The 20,591-nt window shown below is 71.8% G+C and carries 15 protein-coding genes; 3 read left to right on the top strand and 12 right to left on the bottom strand.

The genetic code is table 11. From position 1 onward, the window contains the following. Nucleotides 1–425: 425 nt before the first annotated feature. Nucleotides 426–1,433, bottom strand: a complete 1,008-nt coding sequence (locus ACGFW5_RS33315) for a stage II sporulation protein M (protein ID WP_393838069.1) — start codon at nt 1,431–1,433, stop codon at nt 426–428. Nucleotides 1,434–1,571: 138 nt separating this feature from the next. Between ACGFW5_RS33315 and ACGFW5_RS33310 the strand changes: the two genes are divergently transcribed. Further along, nucleotides 1,572–2,699, top strand: a complete 1,128-nt coding sequence (locus tag ACGFW5_RS33310) for an RDD family protein (protein ID WP_393838065.1) — start codon at nt 1,572–1,574, stop codon at nt 2,697–2,699. Nucleotides 2,700–2,910: 211 nt separating this feature from the next. Here ACGFW5_RS33310 and ACGFW5_RS33305 read toward each other — a convergent pair whose 3' ends face one another. From ACGFW5_RS33305 to ACGFW5_RS33270, 8 genes are all read right to left on the bottom strand, one after another. Beyond that, nucleotides 2,911–3,531, bottom strand: a complete 621-nt coding sequence (locus ACGFW5_RS33305; protein ID WP_393838064.1) for a hypothetical protein — start codon at nt 3,529–3,531, stop codon at nt 2,911–2,913. Between the two features lie 447 nt (nt 3,532–3,978). After that, a complete protein-coding gene (gene ahcY, locus ACGFW5_RS33300; protein WP_393838063.1) occupies nt 3,979–5,442 on the bottom strand; it encodes an adenosylhomocysteinase in 1,464 nt (487 codons plus the stop codon). A gap of 287 nt (nt 5,443–5,729) precedes the next feature. Next, nucleotides 5,730–6,689 (bottom strand): cation diffusion facilitator family transporter, encoded by a 960-nt coding sequence (locus ACGFW5_RS33295; protein ID WP_393838062.1) that lies wholly within the window; start codon nt 6,687–6,689, stop codon nt 5,730–5,732. Nucleotides 6,690–6,768: 79 nt separating this feature from the next. Continuing rightward, complete coding sequence (gene manA / locus ACGFW5_RS33290) at nt 6,769–7,935, bottom strand: mannose-6-phosphate isomerase, class I (RefSeq protein WP_393838061.1); 1,167 nt, start codon at nt 7,933–7,935, stop codon at nt 6,769–6,771. A 267-nt stretch (nt 7,936–8,202) separates the two neighbouring features. Continuing rightward, a complete protein-coding gene (locus tag ACGFW5_RS33285) occupies nt 8,203–9,330 on the bottom strand; it encodes an SIS domain-containing protein (RefSeq protein WP_393838060.1) in 1,128 nt (375 codons plus the stop codon). Nucleotides 9,331–9,419: 89 nt separating this feature from the next. Then, complete coding sequence (locus tag ACGFW5_RS33280; RefSeq protein ID WP_393838059.1) at nt 9,420–9,602, bottom strand: Trm112 family protein; 183 nt, start codon at nt 9,600–9,602, stop codon at nt 9,420–9,422. 400 nt (nt 9,603–10,002) lie between these two features. After that, nucleotides 10,003–11,364, bottom strand: coding sequence for a phosphomannomutase/phosphoglucomutase (locus tag ACGFW5_RS33275; RefSeq protein WP_393838058.1), 1,362 nt, complete (start codon nt 11,362–11,364; stop codon nt 10,003–10,005). A 170-nt stretch (nt 11,365–11,534) separates the two neighbouring features. After that, nucleotides 11,535–11,954, bottom strand: a complete 420-nt coding sequence (locus ACGFW5_RS33270) for a DUF3499 domain-containing protein (protein WP_393838057.1) — start codon at nt 11,952–11,954, stop codon at nt 11,535–11,537. A gap of 273 nt (nt 11,955–12,227) precedes the next feature. On the opposite strand from ACGFW5_RS33270, the gene ACGFW5_RS33265 reads away from it, so the two are divergent. After that, nucleotides 12,228–12,707: a metallopeptidase family protein gene (locus ACGFW5_RS33265; protein WP_393838068.1), complete on the top strand. Its 480-nt coding sequence runs from the start codon at nt 12,228–12,230 to the stop codon at nt 12,705–12,707. Nucleotides 12,708–12,828: 121 nt separating this feature from the next. On the opposite strand, the gene ACGFW5_RS33260 is transcribed toward ACGFW5_RS33265, so the two are convergent. From ACGFW5_RS33260 to ACGFW5_RS33250, 3 genes are all read right to left on the bottom strand, one after another. Continuing rightward, entirely contained in the window at nt 12,829–14,418 is a 1,590-nt protein-coding gene (locus ACGFW5_RS33260) for a DUF5719 family protein (RefSeq protein WP_393838056.1), read from the bottom strand. Beyond that, a complete protein-coding gene (locus ACGFW5_RS33255) occupies nt 14,415–18,482 on the bottom strand; it encodes a glycosyltransferase (RefSeq protein WP_393838055.1) in 4,068 nt (1,355 codons plus the stop codon). Before ACGFW5_RS33255 ends, ACGFW5_RS33260 begins: the two co-directional genes overlap by 4 nt. Nucleotides 18,483–19,064: 582 nt before the next feature. Then, entirely contained in the window at nt 19,065–19,328 is a 264-nt protein-coding gene (locus tag ACGFW5_RS33250; protein WP_267052898.1) for a WhiB family transcriptional regulator, read from the bottom strand. A gap of 759 nt (nt 19,329–20,087) precedes the next feature. Between ACGFW5_RS33250 and ACGFW5_RS33245 the strand changes: the two genes are divergently transcribed. Continuing rightward, nucleotides 20,088–20,591: a cysteine dioxygenase gene (locus ACGFW5_RS33245; protein ID WP_393838054.1), complete on the top strand. Its 504-nt coding sequence runs from the start codon at nt 20,088–20,090 to the stop codon at nt 20,589–20,591.

The following is a 20,591-nucleotide window of genomic DNA, read 5'->3' as shown; positions in this document are numbered from 1 at the left end:
TTTAGCACGCTGTTGAGTTCTCAAGGAACGGACGCTTCCTTTGTACTCACCCTCTCGGGCTTTCCTCCGGGCGCTTCCCTTCGGTATTTCGTGTTCCCGACTCTATCAGACTCTTTCGTGTCCGATTCCCCGTCGAATTGGGGTTTACCTTGAGTTCTTCGCTTTCGCGTTTCCCTATTCGGTGTTTCCGACTCTACCAGAAGCATTTCGGCCGACCGAATCGGCTTCTTTGACTTCGAATGGTGAATCGGAATGGCTCATCGCTAGGAAATCTAGTTTCCGGTGAGAGCGAGAGAGATGTTAGTCAGTGCTCCCGAACTTGTCCAGTTCGCGGCAACCGTTAGAATCTACCTCCCCACGCCAACCGTGTCAACGGTTTTTGTGGGCGAGGAGGACAGTAGCAGGTCAGAGGTGCTGCGCGCACATCACGCGGCCGTCGGAAGTTCGGCACTGCGGGCGGCTCCTTCGACGTCGCCCCGCTCGCCCGCACGCGTGGCTCGACCGCCAAGGACGTACACGTACGCAAGGAAGGCCAGCTCGGCTGCGACGCCCAGGCTGATTCGGGCCCAGGTCGGGAGCCCCGAGGGGGTGACGAAGCCTTCGATCAGGCCGGAGACGAACAGCACCAGGGCCAGTCCGATGGCCATGCCGACGGCGGCGCGGCCCCGTTCCGCCAGGGCTGCTCGGCGGGTGCGCGGGCCCGGGTCGATGACGGTCCAGCCGAGGCGCATGCCGGTACCGGCGGCGACGAACACCGCGGTCAGTTCCAGGAGTCCGTGCGGCAGGACCAGGCCGAGAAAGGTGTCGAGGCGCCCGGCCGAGGACATGAGGCCGATGCCGACGCCCAGGTTGAGCATGTTGAGGAAGAGAATCCACAGCACCGGGATGCCGAAGAAGGCGCCCAGGACCAGGCACATCGCGGCGGCCTGCGCATTGTTCGTCCAGACCTGCGCCGCGAAGGAGCCGGCGGGGTGGCTTGAGTAGTACGTCTCGTATTCGCCACCCGGCCGGGTCATCTGGCGCAGCGCGTCGGGAGCCGCGATGGAGGACTGGACCTCGGGGTGCGTGCCGATCCACCAGCCGATGACCGCCGAAACCGCGACGGAGATCAGGGCGGCGGGTATCCACCAGCGCCGCGACTGGTAGACCGCTGCGGGGAACCCCTCCGTAAGGAAGCGTGCCGCGTCGCGCCAGGTGGCGCGGCGGGTACCGGTGACGGTGGAGCGCGCGCGGGCCACCAGTTGCGTCAGTCGTGCCGTGAGCAGCGGGTCCGGGGTGGTGGACTGTATCTGGGACAGGTGGGTGGACGTGCGCTGGTAGAGCGTCACCAGTTCGTCCGCCTCGGTGCCGGTGAGGCGGCGCCCCCGGTGCAGGAGGTGTTCGAGGCGGTCCCACTCCGCGTGGTGGACGGTCACGAAGACGTCGAGGTCCATGTTCTGCTGCTGCTCCATGCACTGGGTGCGGACGGGTCCGTACTGCTGCGGCACTGCTGCGGCGCGTTGCGGGCCAGCTTGGCAGACTGGGGGCGCGAGGGGTGTGGAAGGTCGTCGTCCATGAGGGGTGGGGTATCGGTGAGCGCGCTGGTCACGGGAGATGCGGTCGTACTGGGGCTGCGGCCCGCGCGGTTGCCGAGTCGGGCACTGGCGTTGTTGATCGACCTGGCGGTGGTGTGGGCGGCCTACATATTGATCTCGATGGTGATGCTGCTTGCCACCGCCTCATTGGATTCCGCCGCCCAGGCCGCGATAACCGTGGCCCTCTTCCTGCTCGTCCTGGTGGGGGCGCCGATCGCTGTCGAAACGCTGACTCATGGACGGTCGCTGGGGAAGCTGGCATGTGGGCTGCGGGTGGTGCGGGACGATGGCGGGCCCATTCGTTTCCGGCACGCGCTCGTACGTGGCGCCATGGCGGTCATCGAGATTCTGCTGACCTTCGGTGTCGTGGGATGCATCGCGTCGTTGGTCTCGGCGCGCGGGCGCCGCATCGGTGACGTGTTCGCGGGGACGCTCGTCGTCCGCGAGCGGGTGCCGTCGGGGAGGACTGCGGCTGTCCCGCCTCCGCCGCCGTGGTTGGTGGGGCGGTTCGCCACGCTGGATCTGTCACGGGTGCCGGACGAGCTCTGGCTGGCGGTGCGCCAGTACCTGACGCGTATGCAGCAGCTCGATCCGCAGGTGAGTTGGGCGCTGGCGGTGCGTCTGGCCGACGACATGGCGTCCCGTACCGGGGCGCCATGCCCTCAGGGGACGCCGCCGGCCGCGTATCTCGCCGGTGTGGTGAGCGAGCGCCAGGCACGGGACGCGCGGCGGGCCTTCGCGGGAGGCGCGGCCGTGGGGGCGCACTCTGCTCCCGTCTGGGGGCCTGGGGTGGGCGTTGGGCCACGGGCGGGATCGGGTACGGGGCCGGGTTCGTTTACGGGTGCGGGCTCGGGGCCTGGTTGGGGTGCCGGGACGGCGCCGGGTGGGATGGCTCCGGGCGGGGCCGTGCCGGTCGGGACCGTTCCGGTTACGGGGTCGGGATTTGGGCCGGCTGCCAGGGTGATGACGAGTCCCGGTGCGGTTGCCGGTGCGGGTGTCCCGCCGGTGGGGCTACCGGTTTCGGACGGGGCCGACGCGACGGCGGGCGCCGGCGAAGGGGCTGGCCAAGGGACGGGCGAGGCCGGGGTGCCGGCGCGTCCGACGGGGTTCGCGCCACCTGCGTAGCCGGCCGGGGCCGGGCCTGGGGGCCGGGGGCGTCCCTCGGGGCGGTGCGCGCTCCCGGGGGCGATGCGTGCTCCCGCTTCCATTGCGTCCGCGCGGGTCGGCCTCGTCCCTCAACTCGCCACTGCTGGGGAGCCGTCGGGGGCGGCGGCGATCGGTGGCGGCGACCGGCGGAGGTGAGCGGTGGAGGGAATCGGCTTGGGCGGCTGGGGAGTTACGGCGCTGGGAACGTCGAGGGCGGGGATTCCAGGTCTTCCAACTCGATCCCGGGGGCCGCGAGCACTACGTCTCCGGCGATGTGGACGGTGTGCTGCTCGCCCGTGTCCAGGGCGTTGACCTGGTATTCGTCCACGGTCAGGGGGCCATTGTCAGTGGCATGCGCTTCACTTTTCATCAGGGCCCAGGACTGGTCGATCGTGCGGGGGGCGAGGACCGGGTCCGTGAAGAGGACGAGGCGGACGCGCGTCGTCGGGGACTGGGGGGTGAGGCGCAGCAGACGGGAGGTGGCCACGAGGAACGACGGGGAGGCGGCGGTGAAGGCGTGGGCCCGGACATTGCCTTCGCTCGCGTGGACCCCGGACGGATCTGTACGGACCCATGTGACGCCGTCCAGAGCGGCGCCTCGTACCTGCCAGCCGCCGGCATGGAGTTCGAGGCGGATGGGACGGCCGAGTTCATCGAGTGCGAGGTCTACGGAGCCCGCGTGGTCTCCGGAGGGGGTGGTGAGTTGGGAGACGTAGCGCCAGCCGGAAGGACCTGGCGCGCAGTGGAAGTGTTCTTCACCGAGAGGGGTGTGGTCGTGGGGATCGTGAAGCGAATATCGGCCGCGGGGCATGTGATCTCGGGGTCCTCGGGAGTCGGGCGCTGACGCGGTCGGGAACGGTACTGGGCGAGCCCCCCGTCACGGGGGTGCGGGGGGCTGCCCGAGTACCGGTCGACCGATACCGGCCCCCGCCCGGGCGCCGGCTCGGTCGGATGCGCTGACCGGCCCCGGCCCCGGCGGTCCCGGGGTGGGACCCGCACCGCACTACCTCTCGGATGCCACACGGTCCGCCGGCCTTGGGCCTCCCTGAACCGCGGTCGGCCGGGCGCTTGGTCCTTGGGCCTCCCACCGCCGGTCCCGGCCGGGCGCTGGGCCACCGGGCTGCTGCCGTCGCCGCGGGGCTGCTGCCGTCGCCGGGGGCCGGGTCGGCGGGTGGCCGTTGTTCGCCACGCGCCGGGCCACCGGGTCGGCTGCAGGCGCCAGTTGGGCCCTGGGGCGGCGCCTGCAGCCTGCTCGGGATCAGTAGCGGTAGTGGTCCGACTTGTACGGGCCCTCGACCTCGACGCCGATGTACGACGCCTGCTCCGGGCGCAGCTCGGTCAGCTTCACGCCGAGCGAGGCCAGGTGGAGGCGGGCGACCTTCTCGTCGAGGTGCTTGGGCAGCACGTAGACGTCGGTCGGGTACTCGGACGGCTTGGTGAAGAGCTCGATCTGGGCCAGCGTCTGGTCCGCGAAGGAGTTCGACATGACGAAGGAGGGGTGACCGGTCGCGTTGCCGAGGTTCAGCAGGCGGCCCTCGGACAGGACGATGAGCACCTTGCCGTCGGGGAAGGTCCAGGTGTGCACCTGGGGCTTGACCTCGTCCTTGACGATGCCGGGGATCCTGGCCAGGCCGGCCATGTCGATCTCGTTGTCGAAGTGGCCGATGTTCCCGACGATCGCCTGGTGCTTCATCTTGGCCATGTCGGCGGCCATGATGATGTCCTTGTTGCCCGTGGTGGTGACGAAGATGTCTGCCTTGTCGACGACCTCGTCCAGGGTCGTGACCTGGTAGCCGTCCATCGCCGCCTGGAGCGCGCAGATCGGGTCGATCTCGGTGATGATCACGCGGGCGCCCTGGCCGCGCAGGGACTCGGCGCAGCCCTTGCCGACGTCGCCGTATCCGCACACGACGGCGGTCTTGCCGCCGATGAGGACGTCGGTGGCGCGGTTGATGCCGTCGATCAGGGAGTGGCGGCAGCCGTACTTGTTGTCGAACTTCGACTTCGTCACGGCGTCGTTCACGTTGATCGCCGGGAAGAGGAGGTCGCCGTCGCGCATCATCTCGTAGAGGCGGTGGACACCGGTGGTGGTCTCCTCCGTCACACCGCGGATCTCGGAGGCGAGCTGGGTCCACTTCTGGGGGTTCTCACCCAGGGTGCGGTTCAGCAGGGTGAGGATCTGGGCGAATTCCTCGGAGTCCGCCGTGGACGGGTCCGGGGCCGCTCCGGCCTTCTCGAACTCGACACCCTTGTGCACCAGGAGGGTGGCGTCGCCGCCGTCGTCCAGGATCATGTTCGGGCCGCCGGTGGGGGTGTTCGGCCAGGTCAGCGCCTGCTCCGTGCACCACCAGTACTCCTCCAGGGTCTCGCCCTTCCAGGCGTAGACCGGGACGCCGGCGGGGGCCTCGGGCGTGCCGTTCGGGCCGACCGCGATGGCGGCGGCGGCGTGGTCCTGGGTGGAGAAGATGTTGCAGGAGGCCCAGCGGACCTCGGCGCCGAGGGCGACCAGGGTCTCGATCAGGACGGCGGTCTGCACGGTCATGTGCAGGGAGCCGGTGATGCGGGCGCCGGCCAGGGGCTGCGTGGCGGCGTACTCCTTGCGGATCGACATCAGGCCGGGCATCTCGTGCTCGGCGAGGTTGATCTCCTTGCGGCCGAAGGCGGCGAGGGAGAGGTCGGCGACCTTGAAGTCCTGGCCGGCGCCGTTGGCGTCAGTCGTCATGTGAGCTGCTCCTCGTGGATGGGTGGCGAGGTGGGTACGGCTGGTCTGCGGGCGGCTATGGGCATGGGAGTGCCCGAACGCGCTCGCAGCGCAGTCCGTCGGAGGCCCTCTCTCCCTCGGCCGGGTCCGTGGGGACGACCGACCGACCGCCATCAGCAGCGACGTCTGGCTCTGGTCACGAATCTACACCGATCGGCCCAGCGGACCCCAGCGTGTCCGGCCAAAGGCTCCGGGCGAAAGTCGGCCGATTCGGGGGTTCCGTCAATGGCGGGCGGGATCCGGTCGGCTCAGTGGCCGCCCGGGGTGGCCCTCGGGTCGGGGCCCGCCGCTGCTTCCTCCGCGCTGTAGATGTCCGGCTCCAGGTAGATGACCCTGGCGATCGGGACCGCCTCGCGGATGCGGGATTCGGCCGCGTTGATCGCCGTGGCGACCTCCTGGGCCGTGTCGTCGTGCTGGACCGCGATCTTGGCGGCGATCAGCAGTTCCTCGGGTCCCAGGTGGAGCGTGCGCATGTGGATGACCGAGGTCACAGTGTCGCCGTCCACGATCGCCGCCTTGATCTTCTCGACCTCGTCCATGCCCGCCGACTCCCCGAGGAGCAGCGACTTGGTCTCCGCGGCCAGGATGACGGCGATCAGGATCAGCAGGATGCCGATGCACAGCGTGCCGATGCCGTCCCAGATGCCGTCGCCGGTGGCGACCGCGATGCCGACGCCCGCGAGGGCCAGGGCGAGGCCGACCAGGGCGCCGAAGTCCTCCAGGAGGACGACGGGGAGTTCGGGTGCCTTGGCGCGGCGGATGAACTCCTTCCAGGAGAGCCCGCCCCGGGTGACGTTCGACTCCTTGATCGCCGTACGGAAGGAGTAGCCCTCCGCGATGATGGCGAAGACGAGGACGCCGACGGGCCAGTACCAGGCGTCGATCGCGTGCGGGTGCTTGATCTTCTCGTAGCCCTCGTAGACCGCGAACATGCCACCGACCGAGAACAGCACGATGGAGACAAGGAAGGCGTAGATGTAGCGCTCGCGCCCGTAGCCGAAGGGGTGTTCAGGTGTCGCCTCGCGCTTGGCCTTCTTGCCGCCGAGCAGCAGCAGGCCCTGGTTGCCCGAGTCGGCGAGCGAGTGGACGCTCTCCGCGAGCATCGACGACGAACCGCTGAACAGGAACGCCACGAACTTCGCCGCCGCGATGGCGAGGTTGGCGCTCAGCGCCGCCACGATGGCCTTGGTTCCGCCTGACGCGCTCATGGAGTTGCCGTCTTCCCTTCGTCGGTTGCCATCGGCGGGGCCGGCCCGTGCCCGGACCCCGCGGCGGCACATTGTTACATCAGGCAACCACGGTGGCGCGGAAAACCGTTCCTGTACCGGACAGCTCGGTCATTTCCTCCGCCGGGACGAAGACGGACTCGCCCGGGGCCAGGGTCAGTCCGCCCACCGAGGGGCTGCCCGCCGTGCACAGGACGATCTGCGGGGTCGGGGCCGTGAGTTCGGCGGGGGCCGCGCCTTCGGCCCGCACGAAACGCGAGAGGCGGAACTCGTCGATCGGGGTCTCGTACAGCTCCTCCCCCGCCGCCGATGCCTCGGGGCGCAGCACCCCGGGTTCGGTGGGCTCGAAGCGTACGACGCGGAGGAGTTCGGGGACGTCGACGTGTTTGGGGGTCAGGCCGCAGCGCAGGACGTTGTCGGAATTGGCCATGATCTCCACGCCCAGGCCGCCGAGATAGGCGTGTGGCACCCCGGCCCCGAGGAACAGGGCTTCGCCGGGCTGGAGTTGCACGTGGTTGAGGAGCATGCCCGCGATGACGCCGGGGTCGCCGGGGTAGTGGTGCGCGAGAGAGGCGTACGCGGTGTACTGCGCGCCCCCCAGGTGTGCGCAGGCGGCGGCCGCTTCGGTCACCGTGGCCGCCATCTCGTCGTGGTCGGCGGTCAGTACGGCGGTGAGGACCTCGCGCAGGGCCGCCTCGACGGGGTGGGCGCGCAGCAGGTCGACGTACGGCTTGAGGGAGTCGACGTCGAGCGCGGCCAGCGTCTGCGCGGCATCCTCGGGGGTGCGGAAGCCGCACAGGCCCTCGAACGGCGTGAGCGCGCAGATCAGTTCGGGCTTGTGGTTGGTGTCCTTGTAGTTGCGGTGCGGGGCGTCGATCGGGACCCCGGCCCGCTCCTCGGCTTCGTAGCCCTCCTTCGCCTGCGCGAGGTCGGGGTGGACCTGGAGGGAGATCGGGGCGCCCGCGGCGAGCAGCTTGAGGAGGAAGGGCAGGCGGGGGCCGAACCGGGCCAGGGTGGCGCGGCCGAGTTCAGCCGCCGGGTCCGTCGCGATGACGTCTGACAACGATGTCCGACCTGCGCCCCGGTCGAGCCGGGAAGGGGCCACGGGGTGGGCTCCCATCCACATTTCGGCCTGGGGTTCGTTGGTGGGCGTGGTGCCGAGGAGCTCCGGGATGAGAGTGGTGGAGCCCCAGGCGTAGGGACGGATGGTGTTGGTGAGACGGTCCATGGGTCCTTTGTTCTCTTTCGGCTGCCGGGAGCGGGGGCTCGGCGGGGCGCGGGTGGGGCGTGGTCCGGAGTGGCCGGGGGTGGCCAGGGGGTGCGCGGCTGGGCGGGTGGGCTGTGCCCTTCGCGCCGGTGGGGCGGGTGTGGCAGGTGGGCTGTGCCCTTCGCGCGGGTGGGGCGGGTGTGGCAGGTGGGCTGTGCCCCTCGTGCGGGTGGGCTGTGCCGAGGGGCGGGGGCAAACTGGGTGAGGTTCGGGCCAACGGGGGGGCGGTCAGGCTGAGGCGATCGTCAGGTACACGGTCGCGAAGTCGGCGATGGCCAGGAGTTCGGCGAGGCATTCGAGCTCGCTGCCGTCCTCGGGTTCGAGTTCGCTGATCGGGGCGTCGTGGCTCAGCGCGAGTTCGCGGGCGGCGGGGGCGGCGGAGAGGCCGCCGGCGGGACGGTCGCGCAGGAGGACGACCCGGGCGTGCAGCCGCTCCGGCTCGTCGACGCGGTCGCGGAAGAAGTCGTCGGGGTCGGCGCCGGCGGCGAGCGATCCCGACAGGAGCACACCGTGGGCGGGCAGCGCCTCGGGCAGTTCGGCGGCGAGCGCCGGGTGGCCGGACAGTTCGCTGAGCACGGCGGCGAACCGTCGTCCTGCGGGGGCCGCACCCACGCCTTCGGTCCAGATCAGCGGGAGCGATTCCGAGAGTTCGGAGGCCAGCGTCTTGGCGGGATTGCTGTACGTCGCGATGGCCGGGCCGCAGCGTTCGGCGGTGCGGTCCAGACGGACGGCGACCTTCTCGATGGTCTCGGGGGGCGCGCTGAGCAGGCCGACCCGGTCGAGCAGCGCGAGCAGGGGGGTGAAGAGGGACCACAGGGCGCCCGGGCTCGCGGCGGACATCTCCGCCTCGTCGGGTTCGAAGGGGCCCGACGCCATCGGGACGACGAGGCCGTGCACCCCGTCCACGGCTTCCGCGAGCGGGGAACGCGGCGGGGCGACCGCGACGACGTTGCAGCCCCTGCGGTATGCCTGCTCGGCGAGGAGGGCGAGACCGGGTTCGGAACCGTCGACGGTGGTGATGAGCAGCAGGTCTACGGAGCCGGCCCAGCCCGGAAGGCTCCAGCGCAGGGCGCCCGCCGCGGGCGCGACCCCGGAGGATTCGAGCCGGGTGACCGGCGCCGAGGCGCCCGCGAGTGCCGTGATCAGGTCGGCGACGCCCGCCGCCGCGGTGCCGGGGCCGGCGATCAGTACGGAGCGGGGGCGGCCCTCGGGTTTGAGCTCGGCGATGCCGGCCTCGACCGCGTGCCGGGCCGCGGTACGGACGCGGGCGCCCGCTTCCGCCGCTGCGCGCAACAGCCCTCTGCGGTCTGCCCTGGCGAGGGCCTCCGGTGCGTCGAGCAGCGACTCGTCGAGCATGGGGTCGGCCTCCGGCTCTAGGGGGTCGGGTTACCGGGACGGGGTACCTGGGGTTACCTGGTCGGGGCGCGGTGGGTGCTCGCGTTCCCTTACGCGGGGCGGCGGGCCTCGTCCACCAGGAGGACCGGGATGCCGTCGCGCACGGGGTAGGCGAGACCGCAGTCCTTGCCCGTGCAGATCAGCTCGGGCTCGTCCGCCGAGGTCGCGTCGCTGAGCGGGGCGTGGCACGCCGGGCAGGCGAGGATCTGGAGGAGGCCGGCTTCGAGCGGCATGAGATTCCCTTCGGCGTGCTTCGTTCTGGTGCGCGAACGGGTGCGCACAGTGGGGCGAGGCCAGCCTACCGCTGGGGTGGGTCTCCGGCGGGCCGCGGTCGGAACGGGTCGGCTTGTGACCCGGGTTGCTCCCGACCCGGGTTGCTCCCGGGGGCGCGCGGCCGCCGCGGGCGCCGCGGGCGCTTCGGGCGGGGGCGGGTTTGCGGCGGGGCCAATGTCAGGTGGGCCGGGGCCCGCGCCCGGTTGCCTGTCCGTGCCCGCCGGACTGGGCTTGGCGCGCAGTTCCCCGCGCCCCCAGCGGGGTGCACGCACCGCCATCTCGGGACGCTGAGCCCCGCCCCCGTGTACGTGGTCGGCCTGGACCCCACCCCACGTATCTGGGGCGGGGTTTCGGGATGGGTCAGGAGCGGACGATGGACAGGACCTCGTCGCGGACCTTTGCCATCGTCGCGGCGTCGCGCGCCTCGACGTTCAGGCGGAGCAGCGGCTCCGTGTTCGAGGCGCGCAGGTTGAACCACCAGTCCTGGGCGGTGACCGTCAGGCCGTCGAGCTCGTCCAGGGTGAGGCCGGCGTGGCCCTCGTACGCGGTGCGGACCGCCGCCGCGCGGGCCGCCTGGTCCTCCACCGTGGAGTTGATCTCCCCCGACCCCGCGTAGCGGTCGTACTGGGCGACCAGCGCGGAGAGCGTGCCCTTCTGGCCGCCGAGCGCCGCCAGGACGTGGAGCGCGGCCAGCATGCCGGTGTCCGCGTTCCAGAAGTCGGCGAAGTAGTAGTGCGCGGAGTGCTCGCCGCCGAAGATCGCTCCGGTGGCCGCCATCTCCTGCTTGATGAAGGAGTGGCCGACCCGGGTGCGGACCGGGGTGCCGCCGTTCTCGCGGACCACCTCGGGGACGGACCAGGAGGTGATCAGGTTGTGGATCACCGTGCCGCCGGGGTGGCGGGCCAGCTCGCGGGCCGCGACGAGCGCCGTGATCGCGGACGGCGAGACCGGCTCGCCCCGCTCGTCGACGACGAAGCAGCGGTCGGCGTCGCCGTCGAAGGCCAGCCCGAGGTCTGCGCCCTCGGCGATGACGCGGGCCTGGAGGTCCACGATGTTCGCCGGGTCGAGCGGGTTGGCCTCGTGGTTGGGGAACGTCCCGTCGAGCTCGAAGTACATCGGGACCAGGTCGAGGGGCAGCCCGTCGAACACGGTGGGCACGGTGTGCCCGCCCATGCCGTTGCCCGCGTCGACCACGACCTTCAGGGGGCGGATCGCGGTGAGGTCGACGAGGGCCTTCAGATGGGCCGCGTAGTCCGTCAACGTCTCGCGCTCGGTGATCGTGCCCGGCTTCGCCGCGGCGGCCGGGGCTCCCTGCTCCGACCACTGCTCGGCCAGCGCGCGGATCTCCGCGAGGCCGGTGTCCTGGCCGACCGGGGCCGCGCCCTTGCGGCACATCTTGATGCCGTTGTACTGGGCCGGGTTGTGCGAGGCGGTGAACATCGCGCCCGGCAGGTCCAGGGCGCCCGACGCGTAGTACAGCTGGTCGGTGGAGCACAGGCCGATCAGGGTGACGTCCGCGCCCAGGGCGGCCGCGCCGCGTGCGAACGCGTTCGACAGACCCGGCGACGAGGGCCGCATGTCGTGGCCCACGACGATGGCATCGGCCTGCGTCACGGTGACGAACGCGGCGCCGAACAGCTCGGCGAGGGATTCGTCCCACTGATCCGGCACCACTCCGCGGACGTCGTACGCCTTCACGATCTGCGACAGATCAGCAGCCACGGCCCAACCTTCCCTGATGTCGTCGCCGACGCCCTCCGCGGGACACCGGCCTCGTCCCCAAAACTACCCGCCGCCGCCCGGACGAGGGCCACAGCTCCGGGAGCCACGGCACGACCGCGCCAACTCGGCCGAGATGGAGGGTGACAGTGACGGTGGGAGTGGGGCGCCGGTCAGGGCTCCGGCGAGCGCAGGACGCGCAGATGGCCTCGTCGGCCCACTTCCACGGGGTCCGACGCGCGTCCTCCGCCCGCCTCGGCGGCGCGCTCCTGGGGACGGGCGGCTTCCCGTACGGCGTTGGCGAGCGCTTCCAGGTCGTCGCCGCTGGGGCGGGCCGGAGCGGAGCCGTCCGTCAGGCGGACGACCTCCCAGCCACGGGGCGCGGTCAGGCGCTCGCTGTGCTCGGCGCACAGGTCGTAGCAGTGGGGTTCGGCATAGGTGGCGAGCGGACCGAGAACTGCGGTCGAGTCCGCGTAGACGTACGTCAGCGTCGCGACGGCAGGGCGACCGCACGCGGTGCGCGAACAGCGACGTACAGGGCTCACGACGTTGGACGGTACCGCACTCTTGACCGGGCCGCGACGACTCTCCACCAGCTCACTCCACCGTGTCGCGGTGTGAGCTCGGGCACAGGCTCCTTGAGAGCAACTGCACTGACCTGCACGGGAACTAAGGGCCGCGGAGGATGACCGGCCCTACGGCGTCCGCGACTTGGGGACAATTCGGTGGAAACGGGATGAATACCGGGACCTGGGTGGCCGGGTAAGCGCTCTCGTTCATGGCCGAAATGGTCATCGCGCGACATGGGGACTTCCGGGCCGTCGCCGCGATCGCCATCCGTCCCGGAGGGCTACGCTGCGTCAGTGATGGACAGCTCCCACTCCGCCGAAGGTACTGGCTCCCGTTCGGGGCCCCGGCGCCGCGACCGGCACGGCCGCGGCATGCGCGGGCCGGTGGCTCCGCCCCAGGTGCCGCTCTCGGCCAGCAGGGCGGAAACCTTCCGCGATCTCGTGCTCGACTCGGTGGAGCGTCTGGAGCGGCGCTGGCCGCAGCTCCAGGAGGTCGAGTTCCTGGTGACCGACGTGCCGTTCAAGGAGGCGCCCGGCGCGGTCAACGACGACGGTGACTCTGCGGCCTGGAGCGACGAGGCGGTGCCGCTCGGCCGTGCCGTCGCCGCGGGCAAGGACCGGCCCGCCCGGATCCTCGTCTACCGCAGGCCGGTCGAGATCCGCACCAAGAACCGGGACGAGCGCGCCCTGCTCGTGCACGAGGTGGTGGTCGAACAGGTCGCCGAACTCCTGGGCCTGGCGCCCGAGTCGGTCGACCCCCGGTACGGGCAGGACTGACCCGCCGCCGGGCCCACCTCTCTCCGCCCGGGCCCCGGCGGCCGTCCCTCGCTCCCCACCCCCGGCCCCCCGACGCGCGCCCTCGCTCCTCGCCGCCCGGGCCCGGCCTTGCTGCCGCTCCCTACTTCTCCAGGACCGTGAGGTCCTGCGACGCGGCCGGCACGGCGACCGTGCCCTTGTCGTCCGCCAGTGTCTGCACCGTGAACATCGGGACGCCGTCCTGCGTGATGGCCAGCGTGCGGGAGGCGTAGACCGGGCCGCCGTTCGGGTCGGGCTCGATGGTCAGCGCGTACGAGCCCTTGAGGCCCGAGGGGGCCGGCGGGTCGACGGCGAGCGTGGTGCCGGCCTTCACGGTGTACGTCTTGGACTGCGGGTCGCCGCCCTCGGTGCCCGCGGACGAAGTGACCTTCACGTCGGCGTCCTTGGTGCCCGGCGCCGTCAGGGCGAGCGTGGCCGCCTTGTCGCGGTTGTCGGTGACCGTGGAGCGGGCGCCTACGGGTACGGCCGCCGGGATGAACGCGATCTCCTGCTTGTCGCCGGTGCCGCGGGCCACGCGGAGCGCCGCGACGACCGGACCGCCACCGTCCGCATCCGGGGTGAGCAGAAGGGAACCCAGCTCGCCCCTCGTGACGTTCTTCAAATCAAAGGACGCCGTCATCCCCGATTTCACGTGGACGGTGTCGAGCCCCGCCGGCGTGAAGCTGCCTCCCTTGCTCGCCAGCTTCACGTTGAGGTCCGCGTCGTCCGCGCCCGTGGCGTGCACGATCAGGCGTACGTCGGTGGCGTCGCCCGGGATGCCCGGAAGCACCTGGGTGGCGGCCGCGTCCGCCGACGCGGGCAGCCAGTCCGCGCCCGCCTTCGCGTCCGTGGCCTGGACCACCGCGCCGACCCGCCCCGCGCGGGTGGTGACATGCACCGTCAGATCGTCGGCCACCGTGCCGGTCAGAGTGGAGAGGAGGACGGGAACGCTCGACTTGGCGGGGATCGTGATGCCCTCGCCGGTGTCGGCCTTGATGGGACCGTCCTTGCCGAACAGGTCGATGTCGGCGACGGCCGCGGTGTCGTCCGGGTTGGTCAGGTGGACGTAGTCCTGACGGTCCTTGGCGGTGGACGCGCCTGGGAACCAGAACTCGGCGTCCGGAGCGGTGCAGTTGGTGCCGAGCAGTGCGCGTCCGACGCCCCCGGTGATCTGGGTGGTCTGCTGCGCGGACCAGCCCGGGGCGAGCAGTCCGTCGGCGGACCCGGTGAGCGCGGGAGCGTCGGAGCCGGACGCGCTGGCGGTGACCGGCTTGCCGGGTTCCTTCAGAGAGAGGACCGGTTTGCCGACGGCCGCCTTGTCCGTGCTGCCCTTGCCGTCCTTGCCGTCCTTGCCGTCTTTGCCGCTCTTGCTGTCCTTGGCGTCCTTGTCAGAGGTATCGGCCGCGTCGGTGTCGGCGGGCGGCGGCACCGCAGGGGACAGCACCGCCGTGCCCGGCTTGCCCGGGGAAGCGCTCTGCGCCGTGCCCTTGGGGGTGAACGCCGTGTACGTCGTCTGCGCGAGATCGGAGTTGCTGGGCGCCGGGCACAGCAGACTCGAACGTTCGACGGGCAGCCGCGCCGGGGTCTTGGCCCCGGTGTCGGCCGAACCGCCCGGCGCGGCGAGGGAGGCGAAGCCGGTCAGCGCGGCGAGCGCGACGGCTCCCGCTGCGAGGGAGAGGGTCGTGCGCTTCACTGCTGGCTCCCGTCGGGGCGGTGCGGCTGCCGTTCGGGCTGCCCGGTCTGCTCGGTCTGCCCGGTCTGCTCGGTCTGCTCGGTCTGCTCGGGCGGGTAGCCGTACCCGTACGGGTCGTACTGACCGTCCCGCGCCTGCTGCTGGGGGTGCGGCTGCGCGTAGGGGTCGTACGGGGGCTGCTGCCCCTGGCCGTCCCCGTACTGGCCGTCCCCGTACTGGCCCTCCGCGGACTGGCCCTCCGCGGGCCGGCCCTCGGCGTACTCGCTTCCTGCGTACGGGCCGTCCGCGTACGACTCACCGGAGTACGGGCCGTCGGCGTACGGCTCACCGGCGTACTGGCCGTGGGAATGCCGGTCGTCGGTGTACTGGCCGTCGGAGTGCCGGCCGTCGGTGTACTGGCCGTCGGAGTGCTGCTCTTCGCCGAACCGGCCTTCGGCGTCCGGCCCTTCGGAGTGCGGGGGCCGGGGGTAGGAGGGGTCGGGGTAGGCCTGGCCGGGGTACGGGGCCTGGACGTACTGGCCTTCGGGGTACGCACCCTCGGGGTACTGGCCCTCGGGGTACTGCTGATACCCGGCGTACTGCTGCTGGTACGGGTCGTACTGCTGCTGCGCCTGCTGGTCGTGCTGGGTGGTGTCGGCGGGCGAGGTGGTGGCGTACTGCGCCGCGTCCCATTCTCCGTACGCGGGCTGCTGCGGCAGCTGGGCCGACTCGGCCGACCGCCCGTCCGGCCGGGGTTCGGTGGCATCGGCGCCGGCCGGGTCCGACTCGGCCTCGGCCACCGACTCCGCCTCGGTCTCGGTCTCGGCCTGTGCGCGGAGCCTGCGGGCCCTGCGGCCCTCGCCCGCGACGGGCTGCGCCGGAACGGCCGCCACGGCCGCTTCCGGTTCGGGCAGGTCGTCGTCGATCCGGCGGCGGCGGCCCGGCAGGGCGAGCACCAGGAGGACGACGGCGAGCGCGGACTGGGTCCAGATCCACAGGGTGTGGGTGAGCGGGGCGTCGTAGGTGACATCGAGGCGGCCCGCGTCGGCAGGCAGTTCGAAGCCCTGCGCCCAGCCGTCGACGGTGGTCTTCTTGAGCGCCTTGCCGTCGAGGGTGGCGCTCCAGCCGGGTGCCGCCTTGTCGGCGATGCGCAGGACGCGGCCCGCCGCACCGGCCGGGATCTTGGTGTGGATGTCGACGGGGTCGGCTGCGACCGGCAGGCTCTCGCCGCCCTTCGCGGGGACGATCATGGCGCGGGCGACCTGGCGGTCCACCCGCCACAGCGCGCTGCCGTCGAGCTGGCTGAGCCGGCTGAGTCCGGGCGTGGCGTCCAGGGTGCGGGCGAAGGCCCGGGGTGCGCCGTCGTGGACCAGCACATAGCGCACCGCGAACCCGCTGAGCTGGCTCGACTGGTCGGCGCCCGAGCCCGCGACGAGGTTGGAGACGACCTTGCCGAGCCCGGCGTCGCCGGTGCCGGACGCGACGAGTTCGGCGTCGCCGAGCTGTCCGCCGGAGCCCCGTACCAGCGTGTACGCGACCTTGGCGGGCGAGGTGCCGCCGAGGACCAGGGTGCGGGCCTGGTCGCGGGTGCCGCTCTCCTCGGCGACGAACGCCGGCACCTGCGCCGGATCGCGTCGCTCCAGCGGGCCGTCGGCGCCGCCGATCATCCAGTGCGCGGCGGAGTACACCGGTCCGAGCACGGCGGCCAGCGCGATCAGCGCGGCGACCGGCTGGCGCCAGCCGAAGCCGTGGCCCGCGACGCGGGTGCGGCCGTACTCCGCGCCGAGTGCGGCGGCGGCGAGCAGCGCGAGCCCGTACACGAGGGTCGCCGGTCCCGCCCAGGCGCTGCGGTTCGACAGAATCGCGAAGGCGAACGCGGTGAGCGCGACCACCCAGGCCGTGCGGATCGCGAAGGTGCGCTCCGAGCGCAGCAGGGCCGCGAGCGCCGCTCCGACGAGCCCGAGCAGCACGAGGCCGCCGACCGCCTTGGGCCCGCCGGGGCTGGCCCCGAGCAGGTCGAGTACGCCGGCCGACCCGTCGCCGTACTCCAGGCCCGCCTCCTTGAAGAAGGCGGACGGCCCGGTGAGCAGGCTGAGCGACCAGGGCGCAAGCATCAGGAGCGGCGTGCCGAGGGCGGCCAGGAGGCGCAGCCCGTACGCCGTGATGTCGCCGCGGCGCAGCGCGAGGACCCCGAGGCCGAGCAGCGCCGCGAGGGGCCACACCACGGGGGTGAACGCCATGGCGACGGTCAGGAGCAGGGCGTACGTCCAGGTGGCGCGCCAGCTGCCGCGGGCCCCGTCGCCGCGGAACCCGGCGGCGGTCACGCCGGCCCGTGCGATCAGCGGCAGCAGGATCGCGAGGACGGCGGTGCCGAGCCGGCCCGCGGCGAGCGCGCCGGTGGCGGCGGGCAGGAAGGCGTAGGCGATGGCCGCCCAGGAGCGCAGCTGGCGGGAGGCGATGAGGGGCCGGGCGGCGAAGTAGGCGGTGAGCCCGGCCAGCGGGACCGAGCAGACCAGGAGCAGGGTCAGGGCGAGACCGGTGGAGCCGAAGCAGAGCGCGGACAGCACGGCGATCATCGCGAGGTAGGGCGGTGCGCTCTGGGTGCCGCCGGCGCCGATGGGGTGCCAGGCGTCGGCGTAGCGGCCCCACAGGTCCCCGACGTGGTCGGGCGCGGGCAGCAGGGCGCCGCCCATGAGGGAGCCGCCGCCGAGCAGGTTGCGGCAGGCGACGAGCGAGACGATCAGGAGGAGGGCGAAGAGGACCGGCGCGGGCCGGCCGGCGATCTTCTTGAGTCGGGCGAACTGCTCGACCTCCAGGAAGTCGGCGTCGTCGCCGCCCGGTCCCGATTCGACGGCGCCGTGCCGGGAGCCGCCGGTGTCCTCGGTGCCCGCGCCGAGGCTGCCGGCGACCGATTCGACGGTGGCGCGGATGGTGGCGCCGGGCGGCGGGAACAGCGGGCGCAGTTCGCTCGCCTCGATGCCGCTCGTGCCGCGCTTCTTGCGGCCGGCGAGGATACGGCCGGGTCTCAGCAGGGTGCCGAGGAGGCCCATGACCTCGTCGACGGCCTGGCCCGGGACCTTGCCCACGAGGTAGGCGACGGTGCGCAGCAGGGTGCCGACCACGATGCGCAGCGCTACGTAGGGGAGAAGCGCGGGACGCGAGTTGACGAGCATGGTGTAGACGGCGCCGGCCTTGTCGACCCGGTGGGGGTTGACGACGGAGCGTCCCGCGCAGTCGACGGTGCGGCGCTCGCGGGCGGCGGCCTCGGCGTGACGGACGGCGGCGTCGGGGGCGACCAGCACGGTGTGCCCTGCGGCGTGCGCGCGCCAGCACAGGTCGACGTCGTCGCGCATGAGGGGCAGCCTGCGGTCGAAACCGCCGAGTTCGTCCCACACGTCGCGGCGGATCAGCATGCCCGCCGACGACACCGAAAGGACGGGCCGGACCTGGTCGTGCTGGCCCTGGTCCTGTTCGCGCCGGTCAAGGCCCGTCCAGCGGCGCCCGCTGTGGGCGATGGAGACGCCGACTTCCAGGAGTTGCTTGCGGTCGTACCAGCCGCGGAGCTTGGGTCCGACGATGCCCGCGTGCGCGTTGGCGTCGGCGACGCGGAGCAGTTCGGCGAGCGCGCCGGGCTCGGGCGCGCAGTCGTCGTGGAGCAGCCAGAGCCACTGCACGGGCTCGCCGTGCGGGAGTTCGGGCAGGTCGTAGCTGTCGTCGCGCCAGCTGCGCGTGACCGGGTCCCAGCCGCTGGGGCGCTTGAGGTAGGTCAGCTCGTCGGGGCCGAGCACGGGTGCGGTGCGGGCGGCTTCCTCGACGGCCGCGCCGAAGCCGGTGCGCCGGGCGAGATGCAGGACGCGGTCGGCGCCCAGCGCCTCGGTGACCAGACGCGCGGAGTCGTCGGCACTGCCGGTGTCGGCGGCGTACGCGTTCTGTACGGGGCGTTCCTGGCCGAGCAGTCCGGACAGGACGTCGGGGAGCCAGCGCGCGCCGTCGTGCGAGACGAGCACGGCGGTGACGACATGGCGGGGGAATTCGGGAGTCGCGGCCGCCTCGTACGGGGACGTCGACTGGCTGTGCACGGACATCGAGGTACGGGCCCCTCCGCCCCGGAAGGCTGCTGTGCGGACTGCGGTCGGCACGGCCGGCGGTGCGAGACGGGCTCTGACGTGACCGGAGTGCCGTGGACAGCGCCCCACACTAACGGCTGCCACACAGGCGGTCCGCCGCCTGCGGACGGGCGCGGGGGACGGACCGTTGATTGTGTACGGAGTTGGGCGGTTTGAGCGCCGCGATGCTGGGCGGTCGCACGCCCGGCCCGGGCCGTCGGGGGTCGGCCGACGGGCCACCGGCCCCGAACACCGACTCTGGACGCCGATTCCGAATACGGGCCTCGCATGCCGACCTCGAACACCGGCTTCGCGTGCCGACCTCGAACACTGGCCTCTCATGCCGACGTACACCGGACTCGCGTGCCGGCCTCGTACAGCGGACTCGCGTGCCGGCCTCACACGTCGGCCTCACACGTCGAACTCGAACACCAGCCTCACATACCGGCCCCGCACGCCGAACTCGAACACCGGTCCCGCACGCCGGCCCCGCACGCCGAACTCGAACACCGGCCTCGCACGCCGAACTTCAGGCGCGGACGGCGAGCCTCTCCGGCCGACTCAGATCGCGGCCTTCTTCAGGCGGCGGCGCTCACGCTCGGACAGGCCGCCCCAGATGCCGAACCGCTCGTCGTTGGCGAGTGCGTACTCCAGGCATTCGGAACGGACTTCGCAGGCGAGGCAGACCTTCTTGGCCTCTCTCGTGGAGCCGCCCTTTTCGGGGAAGAAGGATTCGGGGTCGGTCTGGGCGCAGAGGGCCCGTTCCTGCCAGCCGAGCTCCTCTTCGGCCTCGTCGACCAGCAGTTCCTGAAACAGCTCGGTCATGTGCGCCCCTCGTCTGTCTTTTGCTGCCCCGTGATGTTGCCGTTACCGAATCCGGCCGAACGACACGAGTGAAATTACAAGTGCGCGGATCCGGGCCAGTCAAGCCGAGATCTGCTATTGGGCCCCGTATTCACTCTGCGGAACCAAGGCTATGCAGAAAGTGTTCAAATCGCCAAAAAGGTGACACATGCCACTGGCTCACGCCACCACCTCTCCGCACGGATCCACTCGGCTCGGCTCGACTGTGACCACAGGGGAGGACGAGGCGAATATTGATCTTGTTGCGCCCGTACCCAGAAAGCGGCCCGGATCACATTCAGATCACGAGAAGGTGGCGGCGTTTGATCGCCCACTTGCTGCGCCACATCTCCCGCCTCGCGAGTGCACAAACCTTTCTCCGGCCGCAGTAACCGGATGAGGTGAAACATTGCCGCCAAATCGGGCATTGGGTTGACAACCGACGACCGGACCCGGTCTCCTGGACCGCATGTCAGCGACCACAGCGCACCGAGCGACCCACGTCCGTGGGTTCCGCAGCGCTGTCCAGGCGCGCTGTTGCTGTTCCAGCTGTTGATGCCGCACCGCTTGCCCCACGTGCGATCCAGCTCCTCCCCCCGCCTCCCCCGCTGACGCCAGCGCGTCCGGACGGCCGCCGTCTCCGCATCACGCCTCCGCCTGGCCTTCGCCTTCGCCTTGGCGAGCCGTGCGAGACACCTCATCTGCGACACCCCAGCACTCCTGCCGAGGAACCCCCGCACCATGAACAGCAGCCACAGCGACCTCCAGATCGCCGGCGACATCCTGGAGGTCCAGCACCTCCTGCAACCCGCCCGCGAGCACCCCGCCACCGTCGCCGAGTTCGCCGGACTGGCGCGTGCCATCGCCGCCGACCGCTCCCAGTGGGCCCACCTCGTCCAGTACGACGCGGCCTCCCGCTGGTACCACCGCCTCCGCACCGGGCCCGGCTACGAGGTGTGGCTCCTGTCCTGGGTGCCCGGCCAGGGCAGCGGCGCCCACGACCACGGCGCGTCCTCGGGCGTACTGACCGTCCTCACCGGCGAACTCGCCGAGCGCAGCGAGCGCAGCGTGCGCGCGCTGACCACCGGGTCCCAGCGGGTCTTCGCGCCGGGCTACGTCCACGAGGTCGTCAACGACTCCCTTGAGCCGGCCGTGAGCCTGCACATCTACTACCCGGGCCTGACCGACATGCCGATGCACCCGAGCCAGTCCGCCCCGGCGAGCCAGGATGTCGTACCCGCCTGA

The sequence above is a fragment of the Streptomyces sp. NPDC048416 genome (assembly GCF_043200435.1).
Taxonomy (GTDB): domain Bacteria; phylum Actinomycetota; class Actinomycetes; order Streptomycetales; family Streptomycetaceae; genus Streptomyces.
The sequence above is the reverse complement of the archived record's forward strand: the minus strand, read 5'-3'. Positions and strand labels throughout refer to the sequence as shown.